This is a genomic window from Pseudomonas saudiphocaensis (genome assembly GCF_000756775.1).
Lineage (GTDB): Bacteria > Pseudomonadota > Gammaproteobacteria > Pseudomonadales > Pseudomonadaceae > Stutzerimonas > Stutzerimonas saudiphocaensis.
The window spans coordinates 1,839,691-1,866,254 of the sequence record NZ_CCSF01000001.1 but is presented as its reverse complement, the minus strand read 5'-3'; the positions used below and the strand labels follow the sequence as shown (position 1 = coordinate 1,866,254).

The 26,564-nt window shown below is 62.1% G+C and carries 22 protein-coding genes and 3 pseudogenes; 17 read left to right on the top strand and 8 right to left on the bottom strand.

Annotated elements, in window-relative coordinates; translation table 11 throughout:
- Positions 1 to 14: 14 nt before the first annotated feature.
- The 3 genes and pseudogenes from BN1079_RS17995 to BN1079_RS08660 form a co-directional block, all read right to left on the bottom strand.
- Positions 15 to 461 (bottom strand): annotated as a pseudogene (locus BN1079_RS17995) (methyl-accepting chemotaxis protein); the annotation flags it as partial.
- 102 nt (positions 462 to 563) lie between these two features.
- A pseudogene (locus BN1079_RS17990) lies at positions 564 to 1,244 on the bottom strand (PAS domain-containing protein); the annotation flags it as partial.
- A 482-nt stretch (positions 1,245 to 1,726) separates the two neighbouring features.
- Positions 1,727 to 2,179 (bottom strand): PAS domain-containing protein, encoded by a 453-nt coding sequence (locus BN1079_RS08660; RefSeq protein ID WP_037023703.1) that lies wholly within the window; start codon positions 2,177 to 2,179, stop codon positions 1,727 to 1,729.
- A gap of 153 nt (positions 2,180 to 2,332) precedes the next feature.
- Between BN1079_RS08660 and BN1079_RS08655 the strand changes: the two genes are divergently transcribed.
- A complete protein-coding gene (locus BN1079_RS08655) occupies positions 2,333 to 3,301 on the top strand; it encodes a MerR family transcriptional regulator (RefSeq protein ID WP_037023702.1) in 969 nt (322 codons plus the stop codon).
- A 73-nt stretch (positions 3,302 to 3,374) separates the two neighbouring features.
- On the opposite strand, the gene ppa is transcribed toward BN1079_RS08655, so the two are convergent.
- The 3 genes from ppa to BN1079_RS17810 all read right to left on the bottom strand — a co-directional run bounded on the left by ppa (position 3,375) and on the right by BN1079_RS17810 (position 5,329).
- Entirely contained in the window at positions 3,375 to 3,902 is a 528-nt protein-coding gene (ppa, locus tag BN1079_RS08650) for an inorganic diphosphatase (protein ID WP_003290517.1), read from the bottom strand.
- A 141-nt stretch (positions 3,903 to 4,043) separates the two neighbouring features.
- Positions 4,044 to 4,856 carry a M90 family metallopeptidase gene (locus BN1079_RS08645; protein WP_037023701.1) on the bottom strand — a complete coding sequence of 271 codons (813 nt, stop codon included), beginning with the start codon at positions 4,854 to 4,856 and terminating at the stop codon, positions 4,044 to 4,046.
- 299 nt (positions 4,857 to 5,155) lie between these two features.
- Entirely contained in the window at positions 5,156 to 5,329 is a 174-nt protein-coding gene (locus tag BN1079_RS17810) for a sigma factor (RefSeq protein ID WP_231850771.1), read from the bottom strand.
- A gap of 145 nt (positions 5,330 to 5,474) precedes the next feature.
- Between BN1079_RS17810 and BN1079_RS08640 the strand changes: the two are divergent.
- A pseudogene (locus BN1079_RS08640) lies at positions 5,475 to 5,870 on the top strand (RidA family protein); the annotation flags it as partial.
- A gap of 231 nt (positions 5,871 to 6,101) precedes the next feature.
- Here the strand turns inward: BN1079_RS08640 and exaC are convergent.
- A complete protein-coding gene (exaC, locus tag BN1079_RS08635) occupies positions 6,102 to 7,622 on the bottom strand; it encodes an acetaldehyde dehydrogenase ExaC (protein WP_037023700.1) in 1,521 nt (506 codons plus the stop codon).
- A 326-nt stretch (positions 7,623 to 7,948) separates the two neighbouring features.
- Here exaC and mpl point away from each other — a divergent pair, with 326 nt between their 5' ends.
- The 4 genes from mpl (at position 7,949) to ftsH (ending at position 12,256) form a co-directional block, all read left to right on the top strand.
- Positions 7,949 to 9,298, top strand: a complete 1,350-nt coding sequence (mpl, locus tag BN1079_RS08630; protein WP_037023699.1) for a UDP-N-acetylmuramate:L-alanyl-gamma-D-glutamyl-meso-diaminopimelate ligase — start codon at positions 7,949 to 7,951, stop codon at positions 9,296 to 9,298.
- A 115-nt stretch (positions 9,299 to 9,413) separates the two neighbouring features.
- The gene (gene ubiX, locus BN1079_RS08625; protein ID WP_037023698.1) at positions 9,414 to 10,043 is read left to right on the top strand and encodes a flavin prenyltransferase UbiX; all 630 of its coding nucleotides are present in this window, start codon (positions 9,414 to 9,416) and stop codon (positions 10,041 to 10,043) included.
- A 1-nt stretch (position 10,044) separates the two neighbouring features.
- A complete protein-coding gene (locus BN1079_RS08620) occupies positions 10,045 to 10,335 on the top strand; it encodes a YceK/YidQ family lipoprotein (RefSeq protein WP_037023697.1) in 291 nt (96 codons plus the stop codon).
- A 100-nt stretch (positions 10,336 to 10,435) separates the two neighbouring features.
- On the top strand, positions 10,436 to 12,256 hold the full coding sequence (ftsH, locus tag BN1079_RS08615; protein ID WP_037023696.1) for an ATP-dependent zinc metalloprotease FtsH: 1,821 nt from the start codon (positions 10,436 to 10,438) through the stop codon (positions 12,254 to 12,256).
- 10 nt (positions 12,257 to 12,266) lie between these two features.
- Here the strand turns inward: ftsH and queG are convergent, their stop codons facing one another.
- Complete coding sequence (queG, locus tag BN1079_RS08610) at positions 12,267 to 13,340, bottom strand: tRNA epoxyqueuosine(34) reductase QueG (RefSeq protein WP_037023695.1); 1,074 nt, start codon at positions 13,338 to 13,340, stop codon at positions 12,267 to 12,269.
- Between the two features lie 69 nt (positions 13,341 to 13,409).
- On the opposite strand from queG, the gene BN1079_RS08605 reads away from it, so the two are divergent.
- The 11 genes from BN1079_RS08605 (at position 13,410) to BN1079_RS08555 (ending at position 26,417) form a co-directional block, all read left to right on the top strand.
- Positions 13,410 to 14,900 carry a bifunctional ADP-dependent NAD(P)H-hydrate dehydratase/NAD(P)H-hydrate epimerase gene (locus BN1079_RS08605; protein WP_037026717.1) on the top strand — a complete coding sequence of 497 codons (1,491 nt, stop codon included), beginning with the start codon at positions 13,410 to 13,412 and terminating at the stop codon, positions 14,898 to 14,900.
- Positions 14,888 to 15,379 carry a tRNA (adenosine(37)-N6)-threonylcarbamoyltransferase complex ATPase subunit type 1 TsaE gene (gene tsaE, locus BN1079_RS08600; RefSeq protein ID WP_037023694.1) on the top strand — a complete coding sequence of 164 codons (492 nt, stop codon included), beginning with the start codon at positions 14,888 to 14,890 and terminating at the stop codon, positions 15,377 to 15,379. Before BN1079_RS08605 ends, tsaE begins: the two co-directional genes overlap by 13 nt.
- Positions 15,380 to 15,396: 17 nt before the next feature.
- Positions 15,397 to 16,821, top strand: a complete 1,425-nt coding sequence (locus BN1079_RS08595) for an N-acetylmuramoyl-L-alanine amidase (protein ID WP_037023693.1) — start codon at positions 15,397 to 15,399, stop codon at positions 16,819 to 16,821.
- Positions 16,818 to 18,695: a DNA mismatch repair endonuclease MutL gene (gene mutL / locus BN1079_RS08590; RefSeq protein ID WP_037023692.1), complete on the top strand. Its 1,878-nt coding sequence runs from the start codon at positions 16,818 to 16,820 to the stop codon at positions 18,693 to 18,695. The genes BN1079_RS08595 and mutL overlap by 4 nt, the downstream gene beginning before the upstream one ends.
- Positions 18,696 to 18,780: 85 nt before the next feature.
- Entirely contained in the window at positions 18,781 to 19,752 is a 972-nt protein-coding gene (gene miaA, locus BN1079_RS08585; RefSeq protein ID WP_037023691.1) for a tRNA (adenosine(37)-N6)-dimethylallyltransferase MiaA, read from the top strand.
- A gap of 90 nt (positions 19,753 to 19,842) precedes the next feature.
- Complete coding sequence (gene hfq, locus BN1079_RS08580) at positions 19,843 to 20,097, top strand: RNA chaperone Hfq (RefSeq protein WP_037023690.1); 255 nt, start codon at positions 19,843 to 19,845, stop codon at positions 20,095 to 20,097.
- Between the two features lie 12 nt (positions 20,098 to 20,109).
- Positions 20,110 to 21,411: a ribosome rescue GTPase HflX gene (gene hflX, locus BN1079_RS08575; protein WP_037023689.1), complete on the top strand. Its 1,302-nt coding sequence runs from the start codon at positions 20,110 to 20,112 to the stop codon at positions 21,409 to 21,411.
- A 97-nt stretch (positions 21,412 to 21,508) separates the two neighbouring features.
- Positions 21,509 to 22,696, top strand: a complete 1,188-nt coding sequence (gene hflK / locus BN1079_RS08570; RefSeq protein ID WP_037023688.1) for an FtsH protease activity modulator HflK — start codon at positions 21,509 to 21,511, stop codon at positions 22,694 to 22,696.
- On the top strand, positions 22,696 to 23,568 hold the full coding sequence (gene hflC / locus BN1079_RS08565; RefSeq protein ID WP_037023687.1) for a protease modulator HflC: 873 nt from the start codon (positions 22,696 to 22,698) through the stop codon (positions 23,566 to 23,568). The genes hflK and hflC overlap by 1 nt, the downstream gene beginning before the upstream one ends.
- A gap of 280 nt (positions 23,569 to 23,848) precedes the next feature.
- Positions 23,849 to 25,036, top strand: a complete 1,188-nt coding sequence (locus BN1079_RS08560) for an ATP phosphoribosyltransferase regulatory subunit (protein WP_037023686.1) — start codon at positions 23,849 to 23,851, stop codon at positions 25,034 to 25,036.
- An 85-nt stretch (positions 25,037 to 25,121) separates the two neighbouring features.
- Entirely contained in the window at positions 25,122 to 26,417 is a 1,296-nt protein-coding gene (locus tag BN1079_RS08555; protein WP_037023685.1) for an adenylosuccinate synthase, read from the top strand.
- Positions 26,418 to 26,564 lie beyond the last annotated feature (147 nt).

Genomic DNA, 26,564 nt, shown 5'->3' with positions numbered 1-26,564 from the left:
CTTGGTTGCAACTATTACTGTTGTCGATCCAGGGTCTGGGCAAACTGGCTGACCACTTCCACCACCTGCTGCGCGCCCTGTTGAATGTCGAGGATCACCGTTCCTGCCTGGTTGGCGAGGTTCACGCCCTGTTCGGCCTTGAGCGTGCTCGACTCCATGCTGCCCGCCGCCTGCCTGGCCAATTCGCGATTCCTGCCAACGCCCTCTGTGATGGCTATGGTCGCCTGGCTGGTACGCCTGGCCAGGTTGCGCACCTCGTCGGCGACAACCGCAAAACCGCGACCTTGTTCGCCGGCCCGGGCTGCTTCGATGGCGGCATTGAGTGCTAGCAGGTTGGTCTGCTCGGCGATGCTGCGAATTGTCTCGACGATGCTGCCGATCTCTTCAGATTGCGCGCTCAGCGCTGTGATGCCCTGGGCCACCAGCTGCAGCTCATCGGCAATGCTTTGCACCACGCCCACAGTCTGCTGGACCACAGCCGCGCCATGTCTTGCGTGCTCGTCGGTCTGCCGCGAGGTGTCGAAAGCCAGCTGTGCCGCCCTGGTTACAGCGTCGCGCTGTTCGATCCGCTGTGTGATGTCGCTGGCGAACTTGACCACGCCATAGAGCTTGCCGTTAGCGTCAAACAAGGGGTTGTAGGTCGCCTGCAACCAGACCTTTTTGCCGTGCTTGGTGAGTCGCTGGAACAGGCCCGAGTTGAACTCGCCCCCGTTTAGCCCCGCCCAGAAACGGCGATAAGTCTCGCTCTGGACTTCTTCAGGCTGACAGAACAGCTGATGCTGCTTTCCGCGAATTTCTTCGAGGCGATAACCCATCACCTGCAGGAAGTTCGCATTGGCGTTCACCACTTCTCCGCGCAGATTAAATTCGATCACTGCCATGGAGCGCCCCACTGCCTGCATGAAGCTGGTTTCCGCCTGCGCGCGCAGCGTCTGCTCTGTTATATCGGTGCCCAGCATGATGATGCGGTTCATTCTGCCGTCTGCCTCGCACAGCGGAATGTAGCTGGCCTGCAACCATATCTGTTGGCCGTCACGGCCCAGCAGTTGCACTCGCTCATTGTGCGCACGCCCCAGCAGGAGCGCCTGCCAGAACGCCTTGTAGGCATGGCTGCCGGTGTGGGCGGTGTCGCAAAGCTGTCGATGAGACCGGCCGCGAATCTCGCTCAGCGTATAACCCAGCGCCGTCAGGGACTGGGCATTTGCATCGAGAACCAGGCCGTCCTGGCTGAACTCGATGACCATCATGGCGCTACGCAGGGCGTCATGTTCGTTTTCCAGGATTGTCAGCTGCGCCTGATGTTCGCGCAGGGTGTCGTTGTGCTTTCGGGTGCGCATGAACATGTGTCGTGCTCCAAAGTGCTTCCATGAACGTTTTGGCTCACCGCAACTGGCAACCGCTTATACCTTGCTTGGGTTGCAAAGGCTGACTGCACCTATCTGTACAATTTTCGTGCGATGCGTCCGGTCTGCTGGCGGCAGCAGATGCTTCATTGCAGGGGGTTCGGCGAACGTAGATAGATTACGATGCCGATATATCCTATACAACTTTAATAAATGTATAGGTTTGATAGGTTTGGCTAATGGCCGAGCGCCATCGCCGGCCTCATCCGCAAACAAGGCACCCGCCATCCGCTGATTCGGCTTTAAAAGACGGACTTCTGATAGGGAAGCAGGGCGCGAGCCGGCATTGAAGACCGTCAGCGCCCTGGAGAAAGGGGGAGGTATCAGGCTTTGGCTTGTAGTTGAGCCAGTTGGCTTTTCAGTTGAGCGACTTCCGCTTCCAATTCGCGCACTCGCTCGGAAGCGTGTACTTCGGCGCTGACATCTTTCTGAATGCCGATGAAGTAGGTGAGCTGGTCAGCCTCGTTAAACACCGGGCTGATCGAAAGCTCGTTCCAGAACGCGGTACCGTCCTGGCGGTAGTTGCGAATGATCTCCCGGCAAGGCTTCAGGTTGCGCACCGCTTCGCGAATATTGGCCAGGCCTGGTTGATCCCGGTCGTTGCCCTGCAGGAAACGGCAGTCCTGATAGAGGATGTCGTCCACGGCGTAGCCGGTCAGGCGTTGGAAGGCGGGGTTGGCGTAGATCAGGATGTTGTCGTCGCCTTCCTGTTCGGCCACCACGATGCCATCGTTTGAGGCTTCAACCACCAGTTGCAGCAGCTTTGCGTTGATCATGCTCAGACTCTCGCTAGACGACGCGCCATTCTAGAGCAATTCGGTCAAATGATGCCTTGCCGCGGGCCCGTCAGCAGATTTTTGCGGTGTAGCGCTTCTACAAATATCGACATCTGTACACTATCGGTATTCACAGTCCAGTATGCCCTTTCCATGATCGAGCGAGCCGAGCCGTTGCCTACCTTTTCAGCATCTTCTGCCAGTGATGAGCTGCTGCCCATCCGTGAGGTCGTGCGGCTGACGGGGGTCAACCCGGTAACGCTGCGAGCGTGGGAGCGGCGCTACGGTTTGATTCAGCCGGTACGCACCGAGGGCGGGCATCGCCTTTATTCCCTGGAAGACGTTACGACCATTCGCGACATCCTGTCCTGGACCGAGCGCGGTGTCGCAGTGAGCAAGGTGGGCACGCTGCTGGCACGCAACAGGCCTGCGGCCCGCCCGGATACAGTGGCTGGGCCAACGCCGGTGGCCAAGGAGGTGCCTGCAACCTCTGAGTGGCTTGAGTGGCAGGCGGGCCTGCGTCAGGCACTGGCCGACTTCGATGAGGCGCGACTTGAACAGCTGTACGGGCAGGTCTTTTCCCTTTATCCGATCTCACAGGTTTTCGCTGAGGTGCTGCTGCCCTTGTGGCAGGAGCTGATGCATCAGACCGGCTTCGGTCAGCAGAGTCAGTGGCTGTTCTATGACGCCTTCCTGCGTGGACGGGTCTTGCAGCGTCTGCAGTTTGTCCGGCGCAACGCCGAGGATTGCATCCTGCTTGGCGCATTGCCAGGACAGTGTCGCGAGCTGGAGTTGCTGGTTACCGGCTTGCTGCTCGGCGGCGACAGCGGTGCAGTGCGGGTCCTGCCGCTGGGCCAGCCGCTGGACGAGCTGACGCTGCTCTGTCAGTCCATTCAGCCCCGGGCGCTGGTACTTTTTGCACCGGCACCGCCGGCAGCCAGCCTGCTGCTTCAGCTGAACAAGCTGGCGCTGGCCATCGACTGCCCCCTGGCGCTGGCCGGTGCAGGCGCGGAGCTGGTTGCAGAGCAGTTGCAGGGGTCGCCGGTCGCCAATCTGGGTAGCGAACCCCGGCTGATGCTTTCCAGGCTGACGCAGTTTGTAGCGGGGCATCTGGATACCTGATGCGGCCTTCAGGACGCTGAATTCGAGGCAATAAAAAGCCGGCTTGTGGCCGGCTTTTCTTCGGTGCCTGGGCTTACTTCTGATAAGCCTCGGCAGCCTTGATAATGGCGGCGCGGGCGGCGTCGGCGCCTTCCCAGCCTTCAACCTTGACCCACTTGCCCTTCTCCAGATCCTTGTAGTTCTCGAAGAAGTGCTTGATCTGCTCAATCAGCAGTGGCGGCAGGTCGGTGTATTCCTTCACGTCCTTGTACAGCTGGGTCAGCTTGTCATGGGGGACGGCGATCAGCTTGGCGTCGCCGCCGGCTTCGTCGGTCATGTTCAACACGCCGACCGGGCGGCAGCGGATGACCGAGCCCGGAGCAACCGGATAGGGGGTTACTACCAGTACGTCCAGGGGGTCGCCGTCGTCGGCCAGGGTGTGAGGGATAAAGCCGTAGTTGGCCGGGTAGAACATCGGTGTGGCCATGAAGCGGTCGACGAACAGGCAGTCGGTGTCGTGATCGATTTCGTACTTGATCGGCGCGTGGTTGGCCGGAATCTCGATGGCGACATAGATGTCGTTGGGCAGGTCTTTGCCGGCCGGGACTTTGCTGTAGCTCATGGACATTGCTCCGTGGTCGGCCAAGACGGCCTTGGGGGCGAAAAAAGTGGGCGCGATTATAGGCGCACCGTCGAGCGTTTACCACGCCGCTCTTAAACCAGGCGCGAGGGCATGGTGGTGAGCGTATTCGACGATAGGTGGTCAGCGAGGTTCCATGTACTGCGGATGCTGCTGTTGCAGGCGCTTGAGCCGCGTCAACGGGTCCTGTCGATAGAACGCCGCAAGCTGCGTATACACCGCAGGAAAGGCTTCGTGCAGCAAGTCGGGAGCGCTGAAGAAATACTCGCTGGTGACTGCGAAGAACTCTGCCGGGTCTTCCGCGGCGTAAGGATCGATCGCTGTTTGCGCGTCGGGATCGGCATCCAGTGCACTATTGAGCGCATCGTAGGCGTCTTGCATGGCACTGGCCCAATCGCCTATGCGCATGTTGCGGTGCAGTGGCGGCAGCCCGTTGGCGGCTCCGCCCAGCATGTCCAGCTTGTGTGCCAGCTCGTGGATCACCAGGTTGTAGCAGTCCCAGCCGCCGCTTTGTTGTACGCCGGGCCAGGCGAGGATCACCGGGCCCTGCAGCCAGGCCTCGCCGCTGTGCTCGCCGTCCCACTCATGCTCGATACCGGCTGGGTCGCGGTATTTTTGTGGGCTAAGGAAGTCGTCGGGATACAGAACGATCTCGTGAAAGCCCCGGTACCAGCCGAGCTCATCGAGGCAGAGCAGCGGTAGCTGGGCCTGCAGTGCCAAGCGCAGGCGGTCTTCAGGTCGCAGCTCGACGCCCGGCAATGGCGTGAGGCGCTTTTCATGTAGAAACAGCACGGCGCGTTCGCGCAGGCGCCTCAGGTCCTCTTCACTCAGACCGTCGAGCAGCGGCAGGCTGTCCAGCACATTGCGCCAGAGCTCGGCGTCAATCGGGTTGCGCGCAAGAATGCGTTTGCGCTGCCAGGCGCGAAATGACCACATGCAGAGGTTCCGGCGGAAGGGCGTTCAACCATAAGCGGGGCTGCAGCATGCGACAAGATGCCTGCGCGGCTCAGGCGCGGCATCCGGGCTTGGCTGAGGCAGCTTGTGCGGACTGACCACCGAGTAGATGTGGCGGATGTGCCGGCCGTCGCTGAGCAGGGTCATCGCCGTATGAATACGCTCGCCCGTAGCACCAGCACGCCGGGTTCGCCGTTGATCAGTGCGACCCGGGTACGCCATCGGCCATCCGCGCGGCGGGCGATGCCTACGGCGCAATTGGTCGATGCCCAGTCGTGTCACTACGGTGACCAGCCGGCCTCGGTATCGCGAATGGTCGTGGCGTCGGCGGCGATCCAGTTGAACCAGACGTCCTGCAGCAGATCTTCGGTATCGGCCCGGCTGCCCAGCAGGCGATAGGCGAGGCCGAACAGCTTGGGTCGTAGCGCCTGATAGATATCGGTCCTGTTCTGCACGACGAGGTCTCGAAGGACTTCATCCAGTGTGGACGGTTTGGCGCGCCGTTTTGTGACGGGCGGCGTGGCGAGCGTCCGGTTGTCACGAAGCGCTGAGAGGCTGCCTCCTGGCTGTGTCACTTCCGACAATAAGCTGGAGTTCCCCATGACCATTCGCCTCGATTACTTCAAGCACGCCGACCCGGCGCCGAACGGTTACTCCCACGTGGCGCTGCTGCCACCGGGTGCAAGGATTGCTTTCATCGCCGGGTAGGGCGGGGAAGCGGCAGACGGCCGGCTTTCGGCGATCTTCTGCGAGCAGCTGCGCCAGGCCATGCACAACCTTTGCACCGCCATTGCTGCGGTAGGCGGCACGCCGCAGCAGATCGCCAAACTCACCGTACTCATCGTCAATCACAGCGAGGCGCGGCTGCAGGTCTTCGGCGAGGAGCTGGAGCGAGCGCCGGGGTCGGGGCCGGCCTGCACGCTGATTCCGGTGCCGCGTCTGGCGCTGGAGGGCATGTTGTTCGAGGTGGAAGCCGTTGTGTTATTGGCGGAGGGCCAGGGTCTGTTGCCGTTTCGTCGCGAGTGTCGCAACCCTCCGTCACCGCCGCGGGCGAAATGGCAAACAACCCTAGCAAGCGTCATGCCCTGCGCCGGAAGCGCTCGTTCATGGCATTTTCTTCGAAAAAGTGCAGCAGAAACGCACCTTCTTTAGGCTCTAGGCAGCATTGCGGAGCCTGGCAGGTATCTTGTTGGTGCGTGGGCGGCCAGACGCCGCCCACGCGATTGCTTAGAAGAAGCCCAGTGGATTGATGTCGTAGCTGATCAGCAGATTCTTGGTCTGCTGATAGTGGTCGAGGATCATCTTGTGGGTTTCGCGGCCGACCCCGGACTTCTTGTAGCCACCGAACGCGGCGTGCGCCGGATACAGATGGTAGCAGTTGGTCCAGACGCGACCGGCCTTGATCCCGCGGCCCATGCGGTATGCGCGGTTGATGTCACGGGTCCAGACCCCGGCACCCAGGCCGAACTCTGTGTCATTGGCGATGGCCAGCGCCTCGGCTTCATCCTTGAAGGTGGTGACGCCAATCACCGGCCCGAAGATTTCCTCCTGGAATACGCGCATCTTGTTGTGTCCCTTGAGCAGGGTCGGCTGGATGTAATAGCCCGAGGCGAGCGAGCCTTCGAGCTTCTCCACACCGCCGCCGCTGAGCACTTCGGCGCCTTCCTGCTTGGCTATGTCCAGGTAGCCGACGATCTTGTCGAACTGCTGCTGGCTGGCCTGGGCGCCGACCATGGTCTCGGTGTCCAGCGGGTCGCCGCGCTTGATCTGCGCGACCTTCTTCAGCACCACCTCCATAAAGGCCGGGTAGATGGATTCCTGCACCAGTGCGCGGGACGGGCAGGTGCAGACCTCGCCCTGGTTGAAGAAGCCCAGTACCAGGCCTTCGGCGGCCTTCTCGATGAAGGTCGGCTCGGCCTGCATGATGTCTTCGAAGTAGATGTTCGGGCTCTTGCCGCCCAGTTCCACGGTGCTCGGGATGATGTTCTCGGCGGCCAGCTTCATGATGTGCGAGCCCACCGGGGTGGAGCCGGTGAAGGCGATCTTGGCGATACGTTTGTTGCTCGCCAACGCTTCGCCGGCTTCCTTGCCGAAGCCCTGGACGATGTTGAGCACGCCCGGCGGCAGCAGGTCACCGATTAGCTCGACCAGTACGGTGATGCCCAGCGGCGTCTGCTCGGCAGGCTTCAACACCACGCAGTTGCCCGCCGCCAAGGCCGGTGCGAGCTTCCAGCAGGCCATCAGGATGGGGAAGTTCCACGGGATGATCTGACCGACCACGCCCAGCGGCTCGTGGAAGTGGTAGGCCGCAGTGTGCTCGTCGATCTCGGCGCTGGTGCCTTCCTGGGCGCGAATGCAGCCGGCGAAGTAGCGGAAGTGGTCGGCGGCCAGCGGGATGTCGGCGTTAAGCGTCTCGCGCACCGCCTTGCCGTTGTCCCAGGTCTCGGCGACGGCGAGCTTTTCCAGGTTGGCTTCGATACGGTCGGCGATCTTCAGCAGGATCTGCGAGCGGGCCTGCACGCTGGTCTTGCCCCAGGCATCGGCGGCAGCGTGGGCCGCGTCCAGAGCTTTTTCGATATCGGCTGCGTCGGAGCGTGGGAATTCGCCGATAACCGAGCCGTCGACCGGGCTGGTGTTGGTGAAGTATTGGCCGTTGACCGGGGCGGCGAATTCGCCACCGATGTAGTTGCCGTAGCGCGATTCAAGTGACAGGACGGCGCCAGGTGTACCGGGTTTTGCGTAAATCATGACGGCGATCTCTCTTGTTGAAGTGGGTAAGGGCGGCAGGCCGATACTCGAGCGTGCCGCGAACCGTGACGGGATGACGCTCAGGCGCGAAACCGAGGTCAAACCACGTGAAAAATGGGCGTGAACGCATCAACAAGCTTAGCTGGCTTGTGGCGTTTCACCGCGCTTCAGTCGACCGTTGATCTTCAACGGCTGGCTGATCGGTAAAGCTACCGCTCGAAGCAGATCGCGGCCGGCCCGCCTGTCTCGTGCTAATCTTCCGCGCAATCTTTTGCGGCTGAGCCCTTCTGCGACGGGTTCAAGAGCGGCGCTTTTCGAGGTCATTCATGCATATCCACATTCTCGGCATCTGCGGCACCTTTATGGGTTCGCTGGCGGTGCTGGCCAAGGAACTCGGTCATCGCGTCACCGGTTCAGATGCCAACGTATACCCACCGATGAGCACTCAGCTGGAGGCCCAGGGCATCCAGCTGACCCAGGGCTATGAGCCGAGCCAACTGGAGCCCGCGCCGGATCTGGTGGTGATCGGCAATGCGCTGTCGCGTGGCAACCCGGCGGTTGAGTACGTACTGAATAAGGGCCTGCCCTACGTGTCCGGCCCGCAATGGTTGGCTGATCACGTGTTGCAAGGCCGCTGGGTGCTGGCCGCTGCCGGTACCCATGGCAAGACCACCACCAGCAGCATGCTGGCCTGGGTGCTTGAGCATGCCGGCATGAGCCCGGGATTCCTTATCGGCGGTGTCCCGCAGAACTTCGGCATCTCGGCCCGGTTGGGCGGTACGCCGTTCTTCGTGGTCGAGGCGGACGAGTACGACAGCGCCTTTTTCGACAAGCGCAGCAAGTTCGTCCACTACCGTCCGCGCACGGCGATTCTCAATAATCTGGAATACGATCACGCGGATATCTTCCCGGATCTGGAAGCGATCGAGCGGCAATTTCATCATCTGGTGCGCACCATTCCCGGTGAGGGGCTGGTTATACATCCGACCACCGAGCAGGCCATCGAGCGAGTACTGGGCATGGGCTGCTGGTCCTCGGTGCAGACCACGGGCGAAGGCGGCGACTGGCAGGCGCGACTGCTCAGCGAAGACGGCTCGCGCTTCGAGGTGGTGTTCCAAGGGGAGGTGCAAGGCATCGTCGACTGGGAGCTGACCGGCCAGCACAACGTCGCCAATGCCCTGGCGACCCTGGCAGCCGCGCGCCATGTCGGTGTGGTTCCGGCATTGGGCGCTGAGGCGCTGAGCGCCTTCAAGAGCGTCAAGCGGCGCATGGAGAAAGTCGCCGAGATCGATGGCGTGACCATCTACGATGACTTCGCCCATCACCCGACCGCCATTGCCACTACGCTGGACGGATTGCGCAAGCGCGTCGGCGATACGCCGATCATCGCCGTGATCGAGCCGCGCTCCAATTCCATGAAGCTCGGCGCCCACCGTGACGGCCTGGCGGAATCCGTGGCCCTGGCTGACCAGGCGATCTGGTATGCGCCGGACAGCCTGGGCTGGGATCTAGCTGCGACAGTCGCCGGCTCGCCGGTGCCGACCACCGTCTGCGATTCGCTGGAGGCGATCATTGCCAAGGTCAAGGCCGATGCCACACCGGGAACTCAGGTGGTGATCATGAGTAACGGCGGCTTCGGCGGGCTGCATGGCAAGCTGGCGGAGGCGCTGCGCTGACCGCCCATGGTGGAAAACGCTTCGCGGTTTTCCACCCTACGATGACATGGGTGGGTAGGGTGGAAATCGCCGAAGGCATTTCCACGCGTAGGATTGAAAAGAAACTGGAGGCACCATGAGCGGACCGGAACGCATCACCCTGGCCATGACCGGCGCCTCGGGCGCGCAATATGGCCTGCGCCTGCTCGATTGCCTGGTGCAGGAGGACCGCGAGGTGCATTTCCTGATTTCCAAGGCCGCTCAGCTGGTGATGGCCACCGAAACCGACGTGGTGATGCCGGCCAAACCCCAGGCCATGCAGGCCTTTCTCAGCGAATACACCGGTGCGGCGGCCGGGCAGATCCGGGTGTTCGCCAAGGAGGACTGGATGGCGCCGCCGGCCTCCGGTTCCGGTGCGCCGACGGCGATGGTGGTGGTGCCCTGTTCAACCGGCACCTTGTCGGCCATCGCCACGGGGGCCTGCAACAACCTTATCGAGCGCGCCGCCGACGTTACCCTCAAGGAGCGCCGGCAGCTGATCCTGGTGCCGCGCGAAGCGCCTTATTCGAGCATCCATCTGGAAAACATGCTCAAGCTGTCGAACCTGGGCGCGGTGATCCTGCCGGCATCCCCCGGCTTCTACCACCAGCCGCAGACGATCGACGACCTGGTGGACTTCGTTGTCGCGCGCATCCTTAACCTGCTGCAGATTCCTCAGGACATGCTGCCGCGTTGGGGCGAGCACCATTTCGTCAGCGACGAGTGACATGGACGGCCGCGCCCTTCTGTTGTTGCTCTCCCTGAGCCTGTTGGGCGGCTGTGCCAGTGTGCGCACCCTGGACGCCGCCAAACCTGGCGCTCCGATCATCTATTCCGGCACTCGCCTGGACTGGTACAGCCTCAACGGCGGTTGCTGCCCGCAGGATCGCTTCGGAGCGGTGGCGCCGAAATATCCCATGCTGGATCTTCCCGCCAGCGCTTTGCTGGATACGCTGCTGCTGCCCTTTGCCGTAGCGGCCGAGCTGGGCGTAGGGCTTGGTGTGCGCGGTGGGCTGTAGTAGCGCCTGAACTGATCTGAGCCCAGGTCTGCCGGCCAGGTAGCGGGCATAATTCAGGCGTCTGAACAGCGCTGCGTGGCCGCGGCAGAAGGAGAAGGGTGTGAAAGACCGGGCTCAGTTCCACATGAATTACTGGATGATCGCCATTCTGGTATTCGTCGGCTTGCAGTATCTGCTGTCGGTCCGGCAGGAAGTGACGACCATTCCCTACAGCGAGTTCGAGCAGCACCTGAAAGAGGGGCGCATCGATGAGCTGGCGATAACCGAGCGGCGCATCGAGGGCACGCTCAAGGAGCCGCTGGCCAGCGGTCAGCGGCGTTTTGTCGCCAACCGTGTCGAGCCGCAGTTGGCCGAGCACCTGCAGCAATACCCGGTGCGCTACAGCGGTCGCATCGAAAGCACGTTGATCCGCGATCTGCTGTCCTGGATCGTCCCGGCGCTGCTGTTTTTCGGAGTCTGGCTGTTTCTGCTGCGGCGCATCGGCAGTGGCCTGGGTGGCGGCAGCATGATGCAGATCGGCAAGAGCAAGGCCAAGGTCTACGTGGAAACGGATATCAAGGTCAGTTTCGCGGATGTTGCCGGGGTGGATGAAGCCAAGGACGAGTTGCAGGAAATCATCGACTTTCTGCGCGACCCCGAGACCTACGGGCGGCTGGGTGGCCGCCTGCCCAAGGGCATTCTGCTGGTCGGCCCGCCGGGCACTGGCAAGACCCTGCTGGCTCGCGCAGTGGCGGGTGAAGCCGGTGTGCCGTTCTTCTCCATCTCGGGTTCGGAGTTCGTCGAGATGTTTGTCGGGGTTGGGGCGGCGCGCGTGCGTGATCTGTTCCAGCAGGCCCGGGCCAAGGCGCCGGCGATCATCTTCATTGACGAGCTCGACGCCCTGGGCCGTGCGCGCGGCGCCGGGCCGCTGTCCGGTGGTCACGATGAGAAGGAACAGACGCTCAACCAGTTGCTGGTGGAGCTGGATGGTTTCGATACCTCCAGCGGGCTGGTGTTGCTGGCTGCAACCAACCGCCCGGAAATTCTCGACCCGGCACTGCTGCGCGCCGGCCGCTTCGACCGTCAGGTGCTGGTCGATCGTCCGGACAAGCTGGGCCGCATCCAGATCCTCAATGTCCACCTGAAGAAATCCAGGCTGGCCGACGATGTCGATCCACAGGCGCTGGCCGAGCTGACGCCGGGCTTTACTGGTGCAGACCTGGCCAACCTGGTCAACGAGGCGACCCTGCTGGCCACCCGGCGCAAGGCCGAGGCGGTGACCATGGAGGATTTCAACAGCGCCATCGAGCGTATCGTCGCGGGCCTGGAGAAGCGCAACCGGCTGCTCAATCCGAAGGAGCGCGAGGTGGTTGCCTACCACGAGATAGGCCATGCGCTGGTGGCGATGGCGCTACCCGGTGTCGATCCGGTGCACAAGGTCTCGATCATTCCGCGTGGCCTGGGGGCGCTCGGCTACACCATCCAGCGACCCACCGAGGATCGTTTCCTGATGACCCGTGAGGAGCTGGAAAACAAGATGGCCGTGCTGCTCGGTGGGCGTGCTGCTGAATGGCTGGTGTTCGGCCATCTGTCCACCGGAGCTTCCGACGACCTGCTCAAGGCCACGGACATCGCCCGCGCCATGGTCACCCGCTATGGCATGTCCGAGCGCCTCGGGCATATGTCGCTGGAGCCTGAAGCCAATCCCTATCTGGGTGAGCAGCGTCTGTTTCATCGATCCGAGTATGCGCCCAGCACCGCCAGCATCATCGACGAGGAAGTCCAGGCTCTGGTGCAGGCGGCGTTCGAGCGCAGCTTTCGCCTGCTTGATGCGCGACGCGGGCTGCTTGAACGTTGTGCCCGCCGTCTGCTGGCGGAGGAAACCCTGGATGCCGAGGCGTTGCGTGAGCTGCAGAGTGCAGAGGCGGGCGCGCCGGCCTGACGACGTGACGCTAAGCGCCACTGCGCAGACGATGCTGCGCCAGCGCCCATTCCACATGCTCGCGCACCAGCTCGGAGGGATGCTCGCGGCGTGCTTCCAACGCTTCCAGCACCGGGATGCTCGAAGGCGCATTGCCCAGGCCCACGGCCAGATTGCGCAACCAGCGCTCATAGCCGGTGCGGCGTAGCGGCGAGCCTTCGGTACGGCTGAGAAATTCCTCTTCACTCCAGCGGAACAGCGTCGCCAGTTCGGCGTTATCCAAATTGTGGCGTGGCTGAAAGTCGGGCTGCTCGGTCGGTCTGGCGAACCGATTCCAGGGGCAGACGATCTGGCAGTCATCGCAACCGAACACGCGGTTGCCGACCTTGCTGCGCAGCTCCACCGGGATGGGCCCCTTCAGCTCGATGGTCAGGTAGGAGATGCAGCGCCGTGCATCCAGCACGCGCTCGCCGACGAAGGCCTCGGTGGGGCAGATATCCAGGCAGGCGTGGCAACTGCCGCAGTGATCGCGGGTCACCGGCTCGTCGACGGGGAGGGCAATATCGACGAACAGCTCGCCGAGAAAGAACCAGCTGCCGGCCTTGCGGTTCAGCACCAGGGTGTTCTTGCCTATCCAGCCGAGCCCCGCCTGCTGCGCCACGGCTTTCTCCAGCACTGGTGCGCTGTCGACGAATGCGCGAAAACCGAAGGGGCCGATCACCTGCTGGATACGCTCGGCCAGCTGTTGCAGCCGTTTGCGAATCAGCTTGTGATAATCACGCCCCAGTGCATAGCGCGACACATAGGCCTTTTCCGCCTGCGCCAGTTGCTCGGCCATGCCGGTATCGCCCGGCAGGTAGTCCATGCGCAGGGAGATCACCCGCAAGGTGCCGGGCACCAGTTCGTCGGGCCGCGAGCGTTTGGTGCCGTGGGCGGCCATATAGTCCATCTCGCCCTGGTAGCCCTGGTCCAGCCAGCGCTGCAGGTGCGCTTCATGCTCGGCAAGGTCGACACCGGTGATGCCCACCTGCTGAAAGCCGAGCTCACGTCCCCATTCCTTGATGGACTGGGCGAGAGCTGCGGGATCTGGGACGGAACTGGACATCGAAGGGGCGATCTAGTGGGCGGGTGCGTATAATTCTGCCAGATATTCCAGCCGATGATCCTTGCGCCGATGACCGATACCTTGCCCGCTGCCCTCTATACCGCCGCCCAGGTGCGCGAGATCGATGCGCGTCTGATCGCCGCCGGTACACCCGGCTTCGAGCTGATGCAGCGCGCCGCCCATGTGGCCTGGCGTGCGTTGCGCCGACGCTGGCCGGAGGCCGATACGCTGACAGTTCTGGCCGGGAGCGGAAACAACGCCGGCGATGGCTACCTGATCGCGGCGTTGGCACAGCGCGCGGGCTGGTCGGTGCAGGTGCTCGCGGTCGCCGATCCGCAGCGATTGCAAGGTGATGCCGCCAGCGCTTTCGCCGAGGCGCAGAATTCAGGTGCGGCTATCGAAGCCTGGTCCGTGGCTGCGCCATTGCAGGGCGTTGTGGTCGATGCGCTGCTGGGTACGGGACTCAGTGGCGAGGTGCGCGAACCCTATGCAGGTGCTATCGCTGCGCTGAATGCCAGCGGCCTGCCAGTCATGGCGGTGGATCTGCCGTCAGGCCTGTGTGCCGATACCGGCCGCGTGCTTGGCTGCGCGGTTCGCGCTGAGCTGACGGTCAGTTTCATTGGCCTCAAGCTTGGGCTGTTCACTGGCGAAGGCCCGGCCTATGTCGGTGCGCTGGTGTTCGATGATCTGCAGGCTGATGCAGCCATCGTCGAACAATTTGTGCCCGGTACGCTGCGCCTGTGCGAGGCGAATCTGCCGAGGCTCGCGCCGCGCTCGCCGACTGCACACAAAGGCAGCTTCGGTCAGGTGCTGGTGATTGGCGGGGACCTGGGCACCGGTGGTGCGGCCCTGCTCAGCGCAGAAGCGGCGTTGCGCTGTGGAGCGGGCATGGTGACGCTGGCGACTCGTCCCGAGCATGTCACCGCTTCACTGGTGCGGCGTCCGGAAATCATGTGCAGTGGTGTTGAATCCACCTACGGTCTGACTGCGTTAGCACAGCGTGCCGACGTACTGGTGATCGGTCCTGGTCTGGGCCAGGCACCGTGGGGGCGCAGCTTGCTGTCGCTTGCGGCTCAGTGCCCGGTTCCCCAGGTATGGGATGCCGATGCGCTGAACCTGCTAGCCGATAACGGCATCGAAGCACCTGACGACGGCCTGCTGACACCGCATCCAGGGGAGGCGGCACGGCTGCTGCAATGTACCACTGCCGAAGTGCAGGCTGACCGGCCTCGAGCGGCGCGCGAGCTGGCCAGGCGCTATCGCTGCACGGTGATTCTCAAAGGGGCTGGCAGCCTGATCGCTGCCGCCGATGGGCGATTGGCACTCTGTAGTCGTGGGCATCCGGCAATGGCCAGTGCCGGCCTGGGCGACGTTCTGGCTGGAGTCGCAGGGGCGTTGTTGGCTCAGGGGCTGGCTTCGTTCGAAGCAGCTTGTCTGGCTGTCTGGCTGCATGCGGTGGCCGGCGAGCGTAACGGTGAGCTCGGGCGAGGGCTTGCTGCCGCTGACTTGATAGCCACCATTCGGGAACAACTGGAGTCGCATTCGCCATGTCGCAGCTGACAACTACCACGTCGCCGCTTGCGTTGTTCGCCGCCGATGAAGAAGAGATGCTGGCGCTTGGTGCACGCATCGCCCAGGCAACCGCCGGTCGGGGCGTAATCTACCTGCATGGGGATCTGGGCGCTGGCAAAACCACGCTGTCCCGCGGGCTAATCCGCGGGCTTGGCCACCAGGGCAAGGTCAAGAGCCCAACCTTTACCCTGGTCGAGCCCTATGAAATGCCCGGTGCACGGGTTTTCCATTTCGATCTGTACCGGCTGGTCGACCCGGAGGAGCTGGAGTTTCTCGGGGTTCGTGACTACTTCGAAGGGGATGCGCTATGCCTGGTGGAGTGGCCGGAACGCGGTAAGGGCATTTTGCCAAAGGCCGACCTGGACATTACCATTACGCCCCACGGCGCTGGCCGCGTGCTGAGCCTGGTGCCACAAGGCGAGCGGGGCGCTGACTGGTGCTCCATCCTGACCATCGGCAATCAATAAATTTTATGGGGTTGGGTATGCGCATGCGCGCGCTGGCAACAGGTTTGGCATTAATGCTTGCGGCAGTCCAGGTGCTGGCCGCCTCCGACGTACAGAGCGTACGGCTGTGGCGGGCACCGGACAACACGCGGCTGGTTTTCGACCTGTCTGGCCCTGTTCAGCACAAAGTATTCACCCTGACGGCACCGGACCGCATCGTCATCGATGTGGATCAGGCCAATTTGTCCAAACCATTCGAGCCGCTGCCTCTGGAAAACACACCGGTGGCAGGCCTGCGTGCGGCGAAGTTTGACGCTGATACGCTCCGGATCGTCATTGACCTGTCCGCTCAGGTTGCCCCCAAGAGCTTTACCCTCGCGCCCAACCAGCAGTACGGCCACCGCCTGGTTGTCGACCTGTTCGACAGCGAGGCCGACGCCACCGCGGCCACTGCCGCCTCGGCGAGGGTGCCTGCCACGGTAACGCCGAGTACACCGGCCAAGCCGGTCTCGCCGGCCCTGCCGACAAAATTGCCGCCACTGCCCAGCAGTCAGCGCGACATCGTCATTGCCATTGACGCCGGCCATGGTGGCGAGGATCCGGGTGCGATCGGGCCGGGGAAGGTTTACGAGAAGCATGTGGTATTGCAGATCTCCAAGGAGTTGCAACGCCAGGTCAATGCTGAAAAGGGCTTCCGTGCCGAGCTGGTGCGCACCGGCGATTACTTTATTCCGCTGCGCAAGCGCACCGAGATTGCCCGCAAGAAAGGCGCTGACCTGTTCGTTTCCATCCATGCCGACGCGGCACCGCGATCTGCCGCCTATGGCGCTTCGGTATTTGCCCTGTCGGATCGCGGTGCCACGTCGGAAACGGCGCGCTGGCTGGCCGATAGCGAAAACCGCTCCGACCTGATCGGTGGGGCAGGCAACTTAAGTCTTGGTGACAAGGACCAGATGCTTGCGGGGGTGCTGCTCGATCTGTCGATGACGGCTTCGTTGGCGTCGAGTCTGAATGTTGGGCAAAAGGTGCTGAGCAACATGGGGCGGATCACGCCGCTGCACAAGAGCCGAGTCGAGCAGGCCGGGTTCATGGTGCTCAAATCACCGGATATCCCGTCGATCCTGGTGGAAACCGGATTTATCTCCAATCCGTCCGAGGCGCGCAAGCTGCAAACAAAGTCACACCAGCAGGCGCTTGCTCGCTCGATCCATGGGGGGATACGGCAGTTCTTTCATGAGAACCCGCCGCCCGGTACCTACATCGCCTGGATGCGTGACTCCGGCAAAATCGCCAGTGCGCCTCGCGAACACATCGTGCGTTCCGGCGAAAGCCTGGCGTTGCTGGCCAATCGTTACCAGGTCAGCCTGGCCGCTTTGCGCAGTGCCAACAGCCTGAAGAGTGACGTGATCAAGGTTGGCCAGAAGCTGACCATTCCCGTGACCACCCTGGCCGCACAGCCATGAGTGAAGCTTCACGCATCCAGCTGCTGACACCGCGGCTGGCGAACCAGATTGCCGCCGGTGAGGTGGTCGAGCGCCCGGCGTCGGTGATCAAGGAGCTGCTGGAGAACAGTCTGGACTCGGGCGCCCGGCGCATCGAGGTGGATGTCGAGCAGGGTGGCGTGAAGCTGCTGCGCGTGCGCGACGATGGCAGCGGGATTGCCGCCGAGGACCTGCCGCTAGCGCTCGCCCGTCATGCCACCAGCAAGATTCGCGAACTGGAAGACCTCGAGCGTGTGATGAGCCTTGGCTTCCGCGGCGAAGCGCTGGCCTCGATCAGCTCGGTATCGCGCCTGACCCTGACCTCGCGCACGGCTGACGCGGCTGAAGCCTGGCAGGTTGAAACCGAGGGGCGGGATATGGAAGCGCGGGTGCAGCCTGCCGCGCATCCGGTGGGTACATCGGTAGAAGTTCGCGACCTGTTCTTCAATACCCCGGCGCGGCGCAAGTTTCTGCGTACCGAAAAAACCGAATTCGACCACCTGCAGGAGGTCGTCAAGCGCTTGGCGTTGGCCCGCTTCGATGTCGCCTTCCATCTGCGCCATAACGGCAAGGCAGTGTTGTCGCTGCATCAGGCCGAAGACAATGCCGCGCGTGCGCGGCGTGTGGCTGCGGTGTGCGGGGCTGCGTTTCTGGAGCAGGCGCTGCCCATCGAAGTCGAACGTAATGGTCTGCATCTCTGGGGCTGGGTGGGTTTGCCGACCTTTAGTCGCAGCCAGGCAGATTTGCAGTATTTCTACGTCAACGGGCGAATGGTGCGCGACAAGCTGGTGGTCCATGCGGTGCGCCAGGCGTACCGAGATGTACTGTACAATGGCCGTCACCCGACGTTCGTACTGTTCCTTGATGTCGATCCGGCGGTGGTGGACGTCAACGTCCATCCGACCAAGCACGAAGTACGTTTTCGTGAAAGCCGCATGGTTCACGACTTCCTCTACGGCACCCTGCATCGTGCCATCGGAGAGGTGCGCCCCGAGAATCAGCTGGCGGCACCTGCCGGTGTGGCACCGATTACCCAGATCAGCGGCCACGCAGCGGGTGAGTTCGCGGGGCAGAACGAGATGAGCTTGGCCGCCAGTGTCAGCGAAAGGTCGCAAACCGAGATGCCGGCCTGGCGCGGGAGTGGAGCCGGCTATCAGGCGCCGCGCCCGATGCCTTCGGGCAATACGGCTGAAATGCAGGGTGCCTATCGCGAGTTCTTTACGCCGTTGGCCGAGGCAGACACGCCAGTGTTGCCTGAGTCTGCCGACGACGTGCCGCCGCTGGGCTACGCCCTGGCACAACTCAAGGGCATCTATATCCTGGCCGAAAATGCCCAGGGGCTGGTGCTGGTGGACATGCATGCGGCCCATGAGCGCATCACCTATGAGCGCTTGAAAACCGCCATGGCCAGTGAGGGGCTGCGTGGTCAGCCGCTGCTGGTACCCGAGTCGCTCGCCGTGAGTCAGCGCGAAGCCGATTGCGCCGAGGAGCACGCACTGTGGTTCTCGAAACTCGGTTTTGAGCTGCAGCGGCTGGGACCTGAAACCCTGGCCATCCGCCAGACGCCGGCGCTGCTCAAACAGGCCGAGGCTACTCGGCTGGTGTGCGATGTGCTGGCCGACCTGCTCGAGTACGGCAGCAGCGACCGCATCCAGGCGCACCTAAACGAGCTGCTGGCAACCATGGCCTGCCATGGCGCGGTGCGGGCCAATCGCCGCCTGACCCTGCCGGAAATGAACAGCCTGCTGCGAGATATGGAACAGACCGAGCGCAGCGGCCAGTGCAACCATGGCCGCCCGACCTGGACGCAGCTGGGAATGGCGGATCTGGACAAGCTGTTCCTGCGCGGGCGATAAGATCGAAAAAGCGCTGGAGACTGGGGTTTATTGCTCCGCTCGATTCGTTTCTCTCCAGCCCCAGCCTTTTAGTGGATTCCCCTCAATGCCCCAGCTCCCCCCTGCCATCTTTCTCATGGGTCCTACCGCGGCCGGCAAGACCGACCTGGCGCTGGAGCTTGCCCGCGAGTTGCCGTGCGAGCTGGTAAGCGTCGATTCGGCGCTGGTCTATCGCGGCATGGATATCGGTACGGCGAAGCCTTCAGCCGAGGTGCTGAGCGAGTTTCCACATCGGCTGATCGATATCCGCGACCCGGCTGAGAGCTATTCGGCTGCCGAGTTTGTTGCTGATGCACTCGCAGCCATGGCGGAAATCACCGCTGCGGGGCGAATCCCGCTGCTGGTCGGCGGCACCATGTTGTATTACAAGGCGTTGCTCGAAGGGCTGGCCGACATGCCTGCGGCAGATCCAGAGGTGCGTGCCGAACTGGAGAAGCTGGCGAGCGAACAGGGCCTGGCCGAGTTGCATCGGCTGCTGGCAGAGGTCGATCCCGAGTCAGCTGCAAGGATTCATGCCAACGATCCGCAGCGTCTTGTCAGGGCGCTGGAGGTCTACCGAGTCAGCGGGTTGAGCATGACCGAACACCGCACCCGACAAAGGTTGCAAAAAGCCGGAGGCGGCACGCCAGACACTGATGTCTTGCCTTATACTGTCGCGCAAATGGCCATTGCGCCTGCTCAGCGGCAGGTCTTGCATCGGCGTATTGAACAGCGTTTCGTGCAAATGGTTGAACACGGCTTGGTCGAGGAGGTCGAAGCCCTTCGGGGACGAGCTGACCTGCATGCCGAGTTGCCTTCCATGCGTGCCGTAGGTTACCGACAGGTCTGGAGTTATCTGGACGGCGAGTACTCCAGGGACGAGATGGTCCAGCGTGGCATTATCGCTACCCGGCAGTTGGCCAAACGCCAATTAACCTGGTTGCGAGGCTGGGAGGGCATACATTGGCTGGAGACTTCAGCCTGTGACAATCTGCCGCGAGCATTGAAATACTTGAATGGGCTCACCATATTGAGCTGAGTGTGATTTGACCGGCTATCCTCTGAACAAAGGGTCGGCTGTGTTTGATTCTAAAAATTAATGAAAAAGATCCTTTAAGGAGTGCGGCACATGTCAAAAGGGCATTCGCTACAAGACCCTTACCTGAACACCTTGCGCAAGGAGCGTGTTCCGGTTTCCATCTATCTGGTCAACGGCATCAAGCTGCAGGGTCAGATCGAATCTTTCGACCAGTTCGTCATTCTTCTGAAGAACACCGTCAGCCAGATGGTGTACAAGCATGCCATTTCCACTGTCGTTCCGGGCCGTCCCGTGCGTCTGCCGGCTGCCGGCGATGCTGATGAATCCGAGTCGGGTAACGACTAAAGGGAGCCGTCTTTGTTCTTCGAACGTCCCGATGGTGGTGAGCGGGCTATCCTGGTGCATTTGGATGGCCAGGATCCGGCGGCGCGTGAAGATCCTCAGGAATTCCAGGAGCTGGTTCGTTCGGCAGGCGCCGATACCGTCGGTTTCGTCAGTGTGGCCCGGCACCAGCCATCGGCCAAGTTTCTGATCGGCAGCGGCAAAGTCGAAGAATTGCGTGACCTCGTCCGTGAGGGCGAGGTCGAGCTGGTCATCTTCAATCACACGCTGACACCCAGCCAGGAGCGCAACCTCGAACGCGCGCTTGAATGTCGTGTGCTCGATCGAACCGGGTTGATCCTAGATATCTTTGCCCAGCGGGCGCGTACTCACGAGGGCAAGTTGCAGGTCGAGCTGGCCCAGCTTGAGCATATGAGTACCAGGCTGGTGCGTGGCTGGACCCACCTTGAGCGGCAGAAGGGCGGCATCGGTCTGCGCGGGCCAGGTGAAACCCAGCTGGAAACCGACCGGCGTCTGTTGCGCGTGCGCATCCGGCAAATCAAGCAGCGCCTGGAAAAGGTCCGTGGTCAGCGCGAGCAGGCGCGCCGCGGGCGTCGGCGTGCCGATATCCAGCTCGTATCCCTGGTGGGTTACACCAACGCGGGCAAGTCGACGCTGTTCAATGCTTTGACTCAATCGTCGGTCTATGCCGCCGATCAGCTGTTCGCGACCCTTGACCCGACCTTGCGCCGACTCGAGCTCGATGATCTGGGTCCGGTGGTGCTGGCCGATACGGTAGGTTTCATCCGACATCTGCCGCACAAGCTGGTGGAATCCTTTCGGGCCACTCTGGAGGAGTCGAGCAACGCCGACCTGCTACTTCATGTGATCGATGCGCACGAGCCCGAGCGGGACGAGCAGATCGAGCAGGTGCTGGCGGTGTTGACGGAAATCGGCGCGCACGAGTTGCCGATACTCGAGGTGTACAACAAGGTGGATCTGCTTGAAGGCATTGAGCCGCAGATCCAGCGAGATGCCGATGGGGTGCCGCAGCGAGTCTGGATTTCTGCGCAGAAGGGGTTGGGGCTTGATCTGTTGCAGCAGGCTATTGCCGAATTGCTTGGCAATGACTTGTTCGTTGGGAGGATGCGGCTTCCGCAGAGCCTAGGGCGGTTGCGGGCGCAGCTGTTCGGGCTGGGCGCTGTGCAGTCGGAGTCTCATGACGAGGAGGGTGGTAGCCTGTTGGATGTCCGCGTACAGCGCGTCGAGTTACATCGCCTGATCAGTCGGGAAGGTTTCGATACTGAGCAGTTCCTGCAGCAACACACTTTGCAATAAAGCTCGGGCGGCTTTTGGGCCGTTTGAACCGGGCTTTCGGTAGCATTGGCGGCCGCGCCGTTGGCGCGTCTTTAGCTTTTTTGGAATGGAGAGCGCTATGGCTTGGAATGAGCCGGGTGGCAACTCGAATAACCAGGATCCCTGGGGCAGTGGTGGCGGTGGTCGTCGCGGCGGTGGTGGTGGCGATCAGAAAGGTCCACCGGATCTGGATGAGGCTTTCCGTAAGCTGCAGGACAGCCTTAATGGCATGTTCGGCAAAGGAAAAGGTGGTAACGGTTCGTCGTCTTCAGGCGGCGGTGGCCGTCGCGGTGGTTTCATGCTGGTATGGGTTGGCCTGGTGGTTTTGCTGGCGATCTGGCTGTCCAGTGCGATCTACATCGTGGACGAGCAGGAGCAGGCGGTGGTCCTGCGTCTTGGCAAATATCACGAAACCGTCGGTCCGGGTCTGAACATCTATTTCCCGCCCTTCGATCGCAAGTTCCAGGCCAACGTCACCCGCGAGCGCTCCTACAGCAAGCAGGGGCAGATGCTGACCGAGGACGAGAACATCATCGAAGTGCCGCTGACCGTTCAGTACAAGATCAGCAACTTGCAGTCCTTCGTGCTCAACGTCGATAATCCTGAAGCTTCGCTGCAGCACGCCACCGACAGTGCCGTGCGCCACGTGGTGGGTTCCACGGCGATGGACCAGGTCTTGACCGAGGGTCGTGAAGCCATGGCCGGCGAGGTCAAGGAGCGTCTGCAGCGCTTCCTCGACAACTACGGCACCGGCATCATCGTGACTCAGGTCAACCTGCAGAGTGCGGCTGCGCCGCGCGAAGTCCAGGAAGCCTTTGATGACGTGATTCGTGCTCGTGAAGATGAGCAGCGCGAGAAGAACCAGGCTGAATCCTACGCCAATGGGGTAATTCCCGAGGCGCGTGGTCAGGCCCAGCGGATGCTTGAAGAGGCCGCCGGTTATCGCGATGCGGTGATCTCTCGCGCCCAGGGTGAGGCGGATCGCTTCACCAAGCTGGTGGCCGAGTATCGCAAGGCGCCGGAGGTGACACGCGAGCGTCTGTACATCGAAACGATTCAGGAAGTCATGGGTAATACCAGCAAGGTTCTCATCACTGGCGAGAGTGGGCAGAACAACCTGCTCTATCTGCCGCTGGACAAGATGATCAACAGCCGCAGTGGTGCAGAGCGCTCCTCTACTGCAAACGCAGCCCCGGCATCGACCCAGTCCACGCGCCTGCCGCCGGAACTCGATCCGCGTGAGATGCGTACAAGGGAGGCCCGTTAATGAGTAACAAGTCTCTGACCGCCCTTATCGTGGGTGTGGTAGCGGCGATTGTGCTGTGGAACAGCTTCTATATCGTCTCGCAAACCGAGCGTGCGGTTCTGCTGCGCTTCGGCAAGATCGTCGAGCCCGACGTGAAGCCTGGCCTGCATATGAAGATTCCTTACGTCAACAGCGTGCGCAAGTTCGATGCGCGTCTGATGACACTGGACAGCACTACTTCGCGCTTCCTGACGCTGGAAAAGAAGGCGCTGATGGTCGACTCTTACGCCAAATGGCGTGTGGATGATGCCGAGCGTTTCTATACCGCGACATCGGGCATGAAGCAGATTGCCGACGAGCGTCTGGCTCGCCGTCTGGAAGCGGCTCTGCGTGACCAGTTCGGTAAGCGGACTCTGCATGAGTCCGTGTCGGGCCAGCGTGACGAGCTGATGGCGACCGTCACCAACAGCCTAAACCGCGCGGCGCAGCAAGAGCTGGGCATCGAGGTTGTGGACGTGCGCGTCAAAGGCATCGATCTGCCTCGCGAAGTGAACCGCAGCGTATTCGAGCGTATGAGCTCCGAGCGTGAGCGTGAGGCGCGCGAGCATCGGGCGAAAGGTAAGGAGCTGGCCGAAGGTATTCGGGCGGACGCCGACCGTCAGCGCCGCGTGTTGCTTGCCGAGGCCTTCCGCGAGGCTGAGGAGCTGCGCGGTGAGGGTGATGCGCAGGCTGCGGCGATCTATGCTCAGGCTTACGGGCAGGATCCGGAGTTCTACTCCTTCCACCGTAGCCTGCAGGCTTACCGCGATAGTTTCTCCAGCAAGGAAGATATGCTGGTGCTTGATCCCAAGAGCGAGTTTTTCCGCTATTTGGAGTCGGCAACCGCGAAATAATGACGCTTCGACGGGCTCCATCCGGCAGGACGTTCGCGTCCGCCGGGTGACCCGTTGGCAAAACGTTGTTATGATTCGCCAGCCGGGGAAACCCGGCTTTTTTGCGTCTGCGTCCCTGCGGAAACAGGCTGATCCATCCGGACAGCATGTCTGCCCTTTCGGGGCGTGGCACTGGCGCCATGCATCAAACACAAACGCACACGACCGATGGCCAGCTCAGCCTGTAGCCCGGTGTTCGTCTGCTTGACTAGGCTTGCCGTATCGAGGGGTGATTGGCGAAATGGCAACGGTAGACCGCTGGCTCTTGCCAGATGGCATCGAAGAGGTGCTGCCGCCTGAGGCGGGGCGCATCGAAACCGCACGCCGCCGCGTGCTGGATCTTTTCCAGTGCTGGGGCTACGAGTTGGTCATCACTCCGCATGTGGAGTTTCTCGAGTCGCTGCTTACCGGTGCGGGGCAGGACCTCGATCTGAAGACTTTCAAGGTCATTGATCCCCTTTCCGGCAGGCAGATGGGCTTGCGCGCCGACATCACGCCGCAGGTGGCGCGAGTGGATGCCCATACCTTGCGCCGCGAAGGGCCGAGTCGCCTCTGTTATGCCGGCAGCGTGCTGCACGCCAAGCCGCAGGCGCTGGCGACTTCGCGCAGCCCGATCCAGTTGGGCGCAGAGCTCTATGGTGACAGCAGCACATCCAGTGATATCGAGGTCATCAGCCTGATGCTGGAAACCCTCAGTCTTGCCGATGTGCCTAATGTGCACATGGATCTGGGGCATGTGGGTATCTATCGCGGCCTGGCTTGTGCCGCAGGGTTGTCCGGAGATGCCGAGCAGCGTCTGTTCGATGCGCTGCAGCGCAAGGCCATGGACGAAATCGCCCAGCTCACCACGGATGTGGAGCCGGTGCTGGCTGGTATGTTGCGTGCTCTGGCACGCCTGTGTGGTGGTCGCGAGACGCTTGATGCGGCGCGCGAGGCCCTGGCCGGAGCTCCGGCACCGGTGCTCGAGGCGCTGCAGGGGCTAACGCAGATTGCCGACTGCCTTGCTGAGCGCTATCCCGACTTGCCACTGTATTTTGACCTGGGCGAGTTGCGTGGCTACCACTACCACACCGGTGTCGTATTTGCCGTGTTCGTACCTGGCGTTGGACAGTCGATTGCGCAGGGCGGTCGTTATGACGACATTGGCGCAGACTTCGGTCGTGCTCGTCCGGCAACCGGCTTTTCGACAGATCTGAAGACCCTGGTAAGTCTGGGCAATGCCGAGCTCGCCGCGCCTCTGACAGGTATCTGGGCTCCGCACGATGCCGATCCCGCGTTGTGGCAGGCGATCTGCCAATTGCGCGGGCAGGGCGAGCGGGTTGTTCAGGCGCTGGAGGGGCAGGCCTGCGAATCTGCGTTGTCGGCTGGCTGTGATCGTCAGCTGGTACTGAAGGAAGACACCTGGATGGTGGCGCCGCTGGCGTCCTGATAACGGCCCGGCGATCGCGCTGGGCTGGTTCCGATATTTACCGGTTGTTGTGGCCGGTCTGCTTCGCCGAAGAGGGCATAGGTTTATGGGTAAGAATGTCGTGGTCCTGGGCACCCAGTGGGGTGATGAGGGCAAGGGCAAGATCGTCGATCTGTTGACTGACCAGGCCGCTGCCGTGGTTCGTTTTCAGGGCGGCCACAACGCTGGTCACACGCTGGTTATTGACGGTGAAAAGACCGTACTGCACTTGATTCCTTCCGGAATCCTGCGTGAAAACGTCGAGTGCCTGATCGGCAACGGCGTGGTGGTCGCACCCGATGCGCTGATGCGCGAGATCACCAAGCTGGAAGAGAAGGGCGTGCCGGTCCGCGAGCGTTTGCGGATCAGCCCTGCCTGTACGCTGATCCTGCCGTATCACGTGGCGCTGGACCAGGCGCGCGAAGCGGCACGTTCCGAGGGCAAGATCGGTACTACCGGGCGTGGTATCGGACCGGCCTACGAAGACAAGGTGGCACGACGCGGCCTGCGCATCGGTGACCTGTTCAATCCCGAGCGCTTTGCCGTCAAGCTGCGCGAGTTGCTCGAGTACCAGAACTTCATCCTGCAGAACTTCTACAAGGTCGAGCCGGTTGATTTCCAGAAGACCCTGGACGAGGCGCTGGCTTACGCCGATGTGCTCAAGCCGCTGATGGTCGACGTATCCGCGCGTCTGCATGACCTGCGCAAGCAGGGTGCGCGCGTCATGTTCGAGGGTGCCCAGGGCTCGCTGCTGGATATCGATCACGGTACTTATCCTTACGTGACCAGCTCCAGCACCACGGCTGGTGGCACTGCCACGGGCTCCGGTTTCGGTCCGCTGTATCTGGATTACATCCTCGGCATCACCAAGGCCTATACCACCCGTGTTGGCTCGGGGCCGTTCCCAACCGAGCTGTTCGATGACATCGGTGCCCGTCTGGCCGAGCGTGGTCGCGAATTCGGCTCGACCACCGGTCGCGCGCGTCGTTGCGGCTGGTTCGATGCGGTCATTCTGCGTCGCTCCATCGAAATCAACAGCATCTCGGGCATCTGCCTGACCAAGCTGGATGTGCTCGACGGTCTTGAAACCATTCGGATCTGCGTCGGTTACAAGGATCGCAACGGCGAGGTGTTGGTCGATGCGCCGACCGATGCTGACAGCTACGATGGCCTGCAGCCGGTCTACGAAGATCTGCCAGGCTGGAGCGAGTCGACTGTTGGTATCAAAAGCCTGGAAGAGTTGCCAGCCAACGCCCTGGCCTATATCCGCCGTATCGAAGCGCTGATCGAGGCGCCGGTCGATATCATCTCCACCGGGCCGGACCGCAACGAAACCATCGTGATGCGCCATCCTTACGCTTGATGAGATAGCGCTTGCGCAGAGGCCGCCTTCGGGCGGCCTTTTGCGTTGTATGTGCGAAGAAATCTAAAAGAGGGTGATCAGAAGATCGCGAATGAATTCGCTCCCACGGAGCAGTCAGTTGCTCTCCGTTGTTGGGGTGGGCTTGTC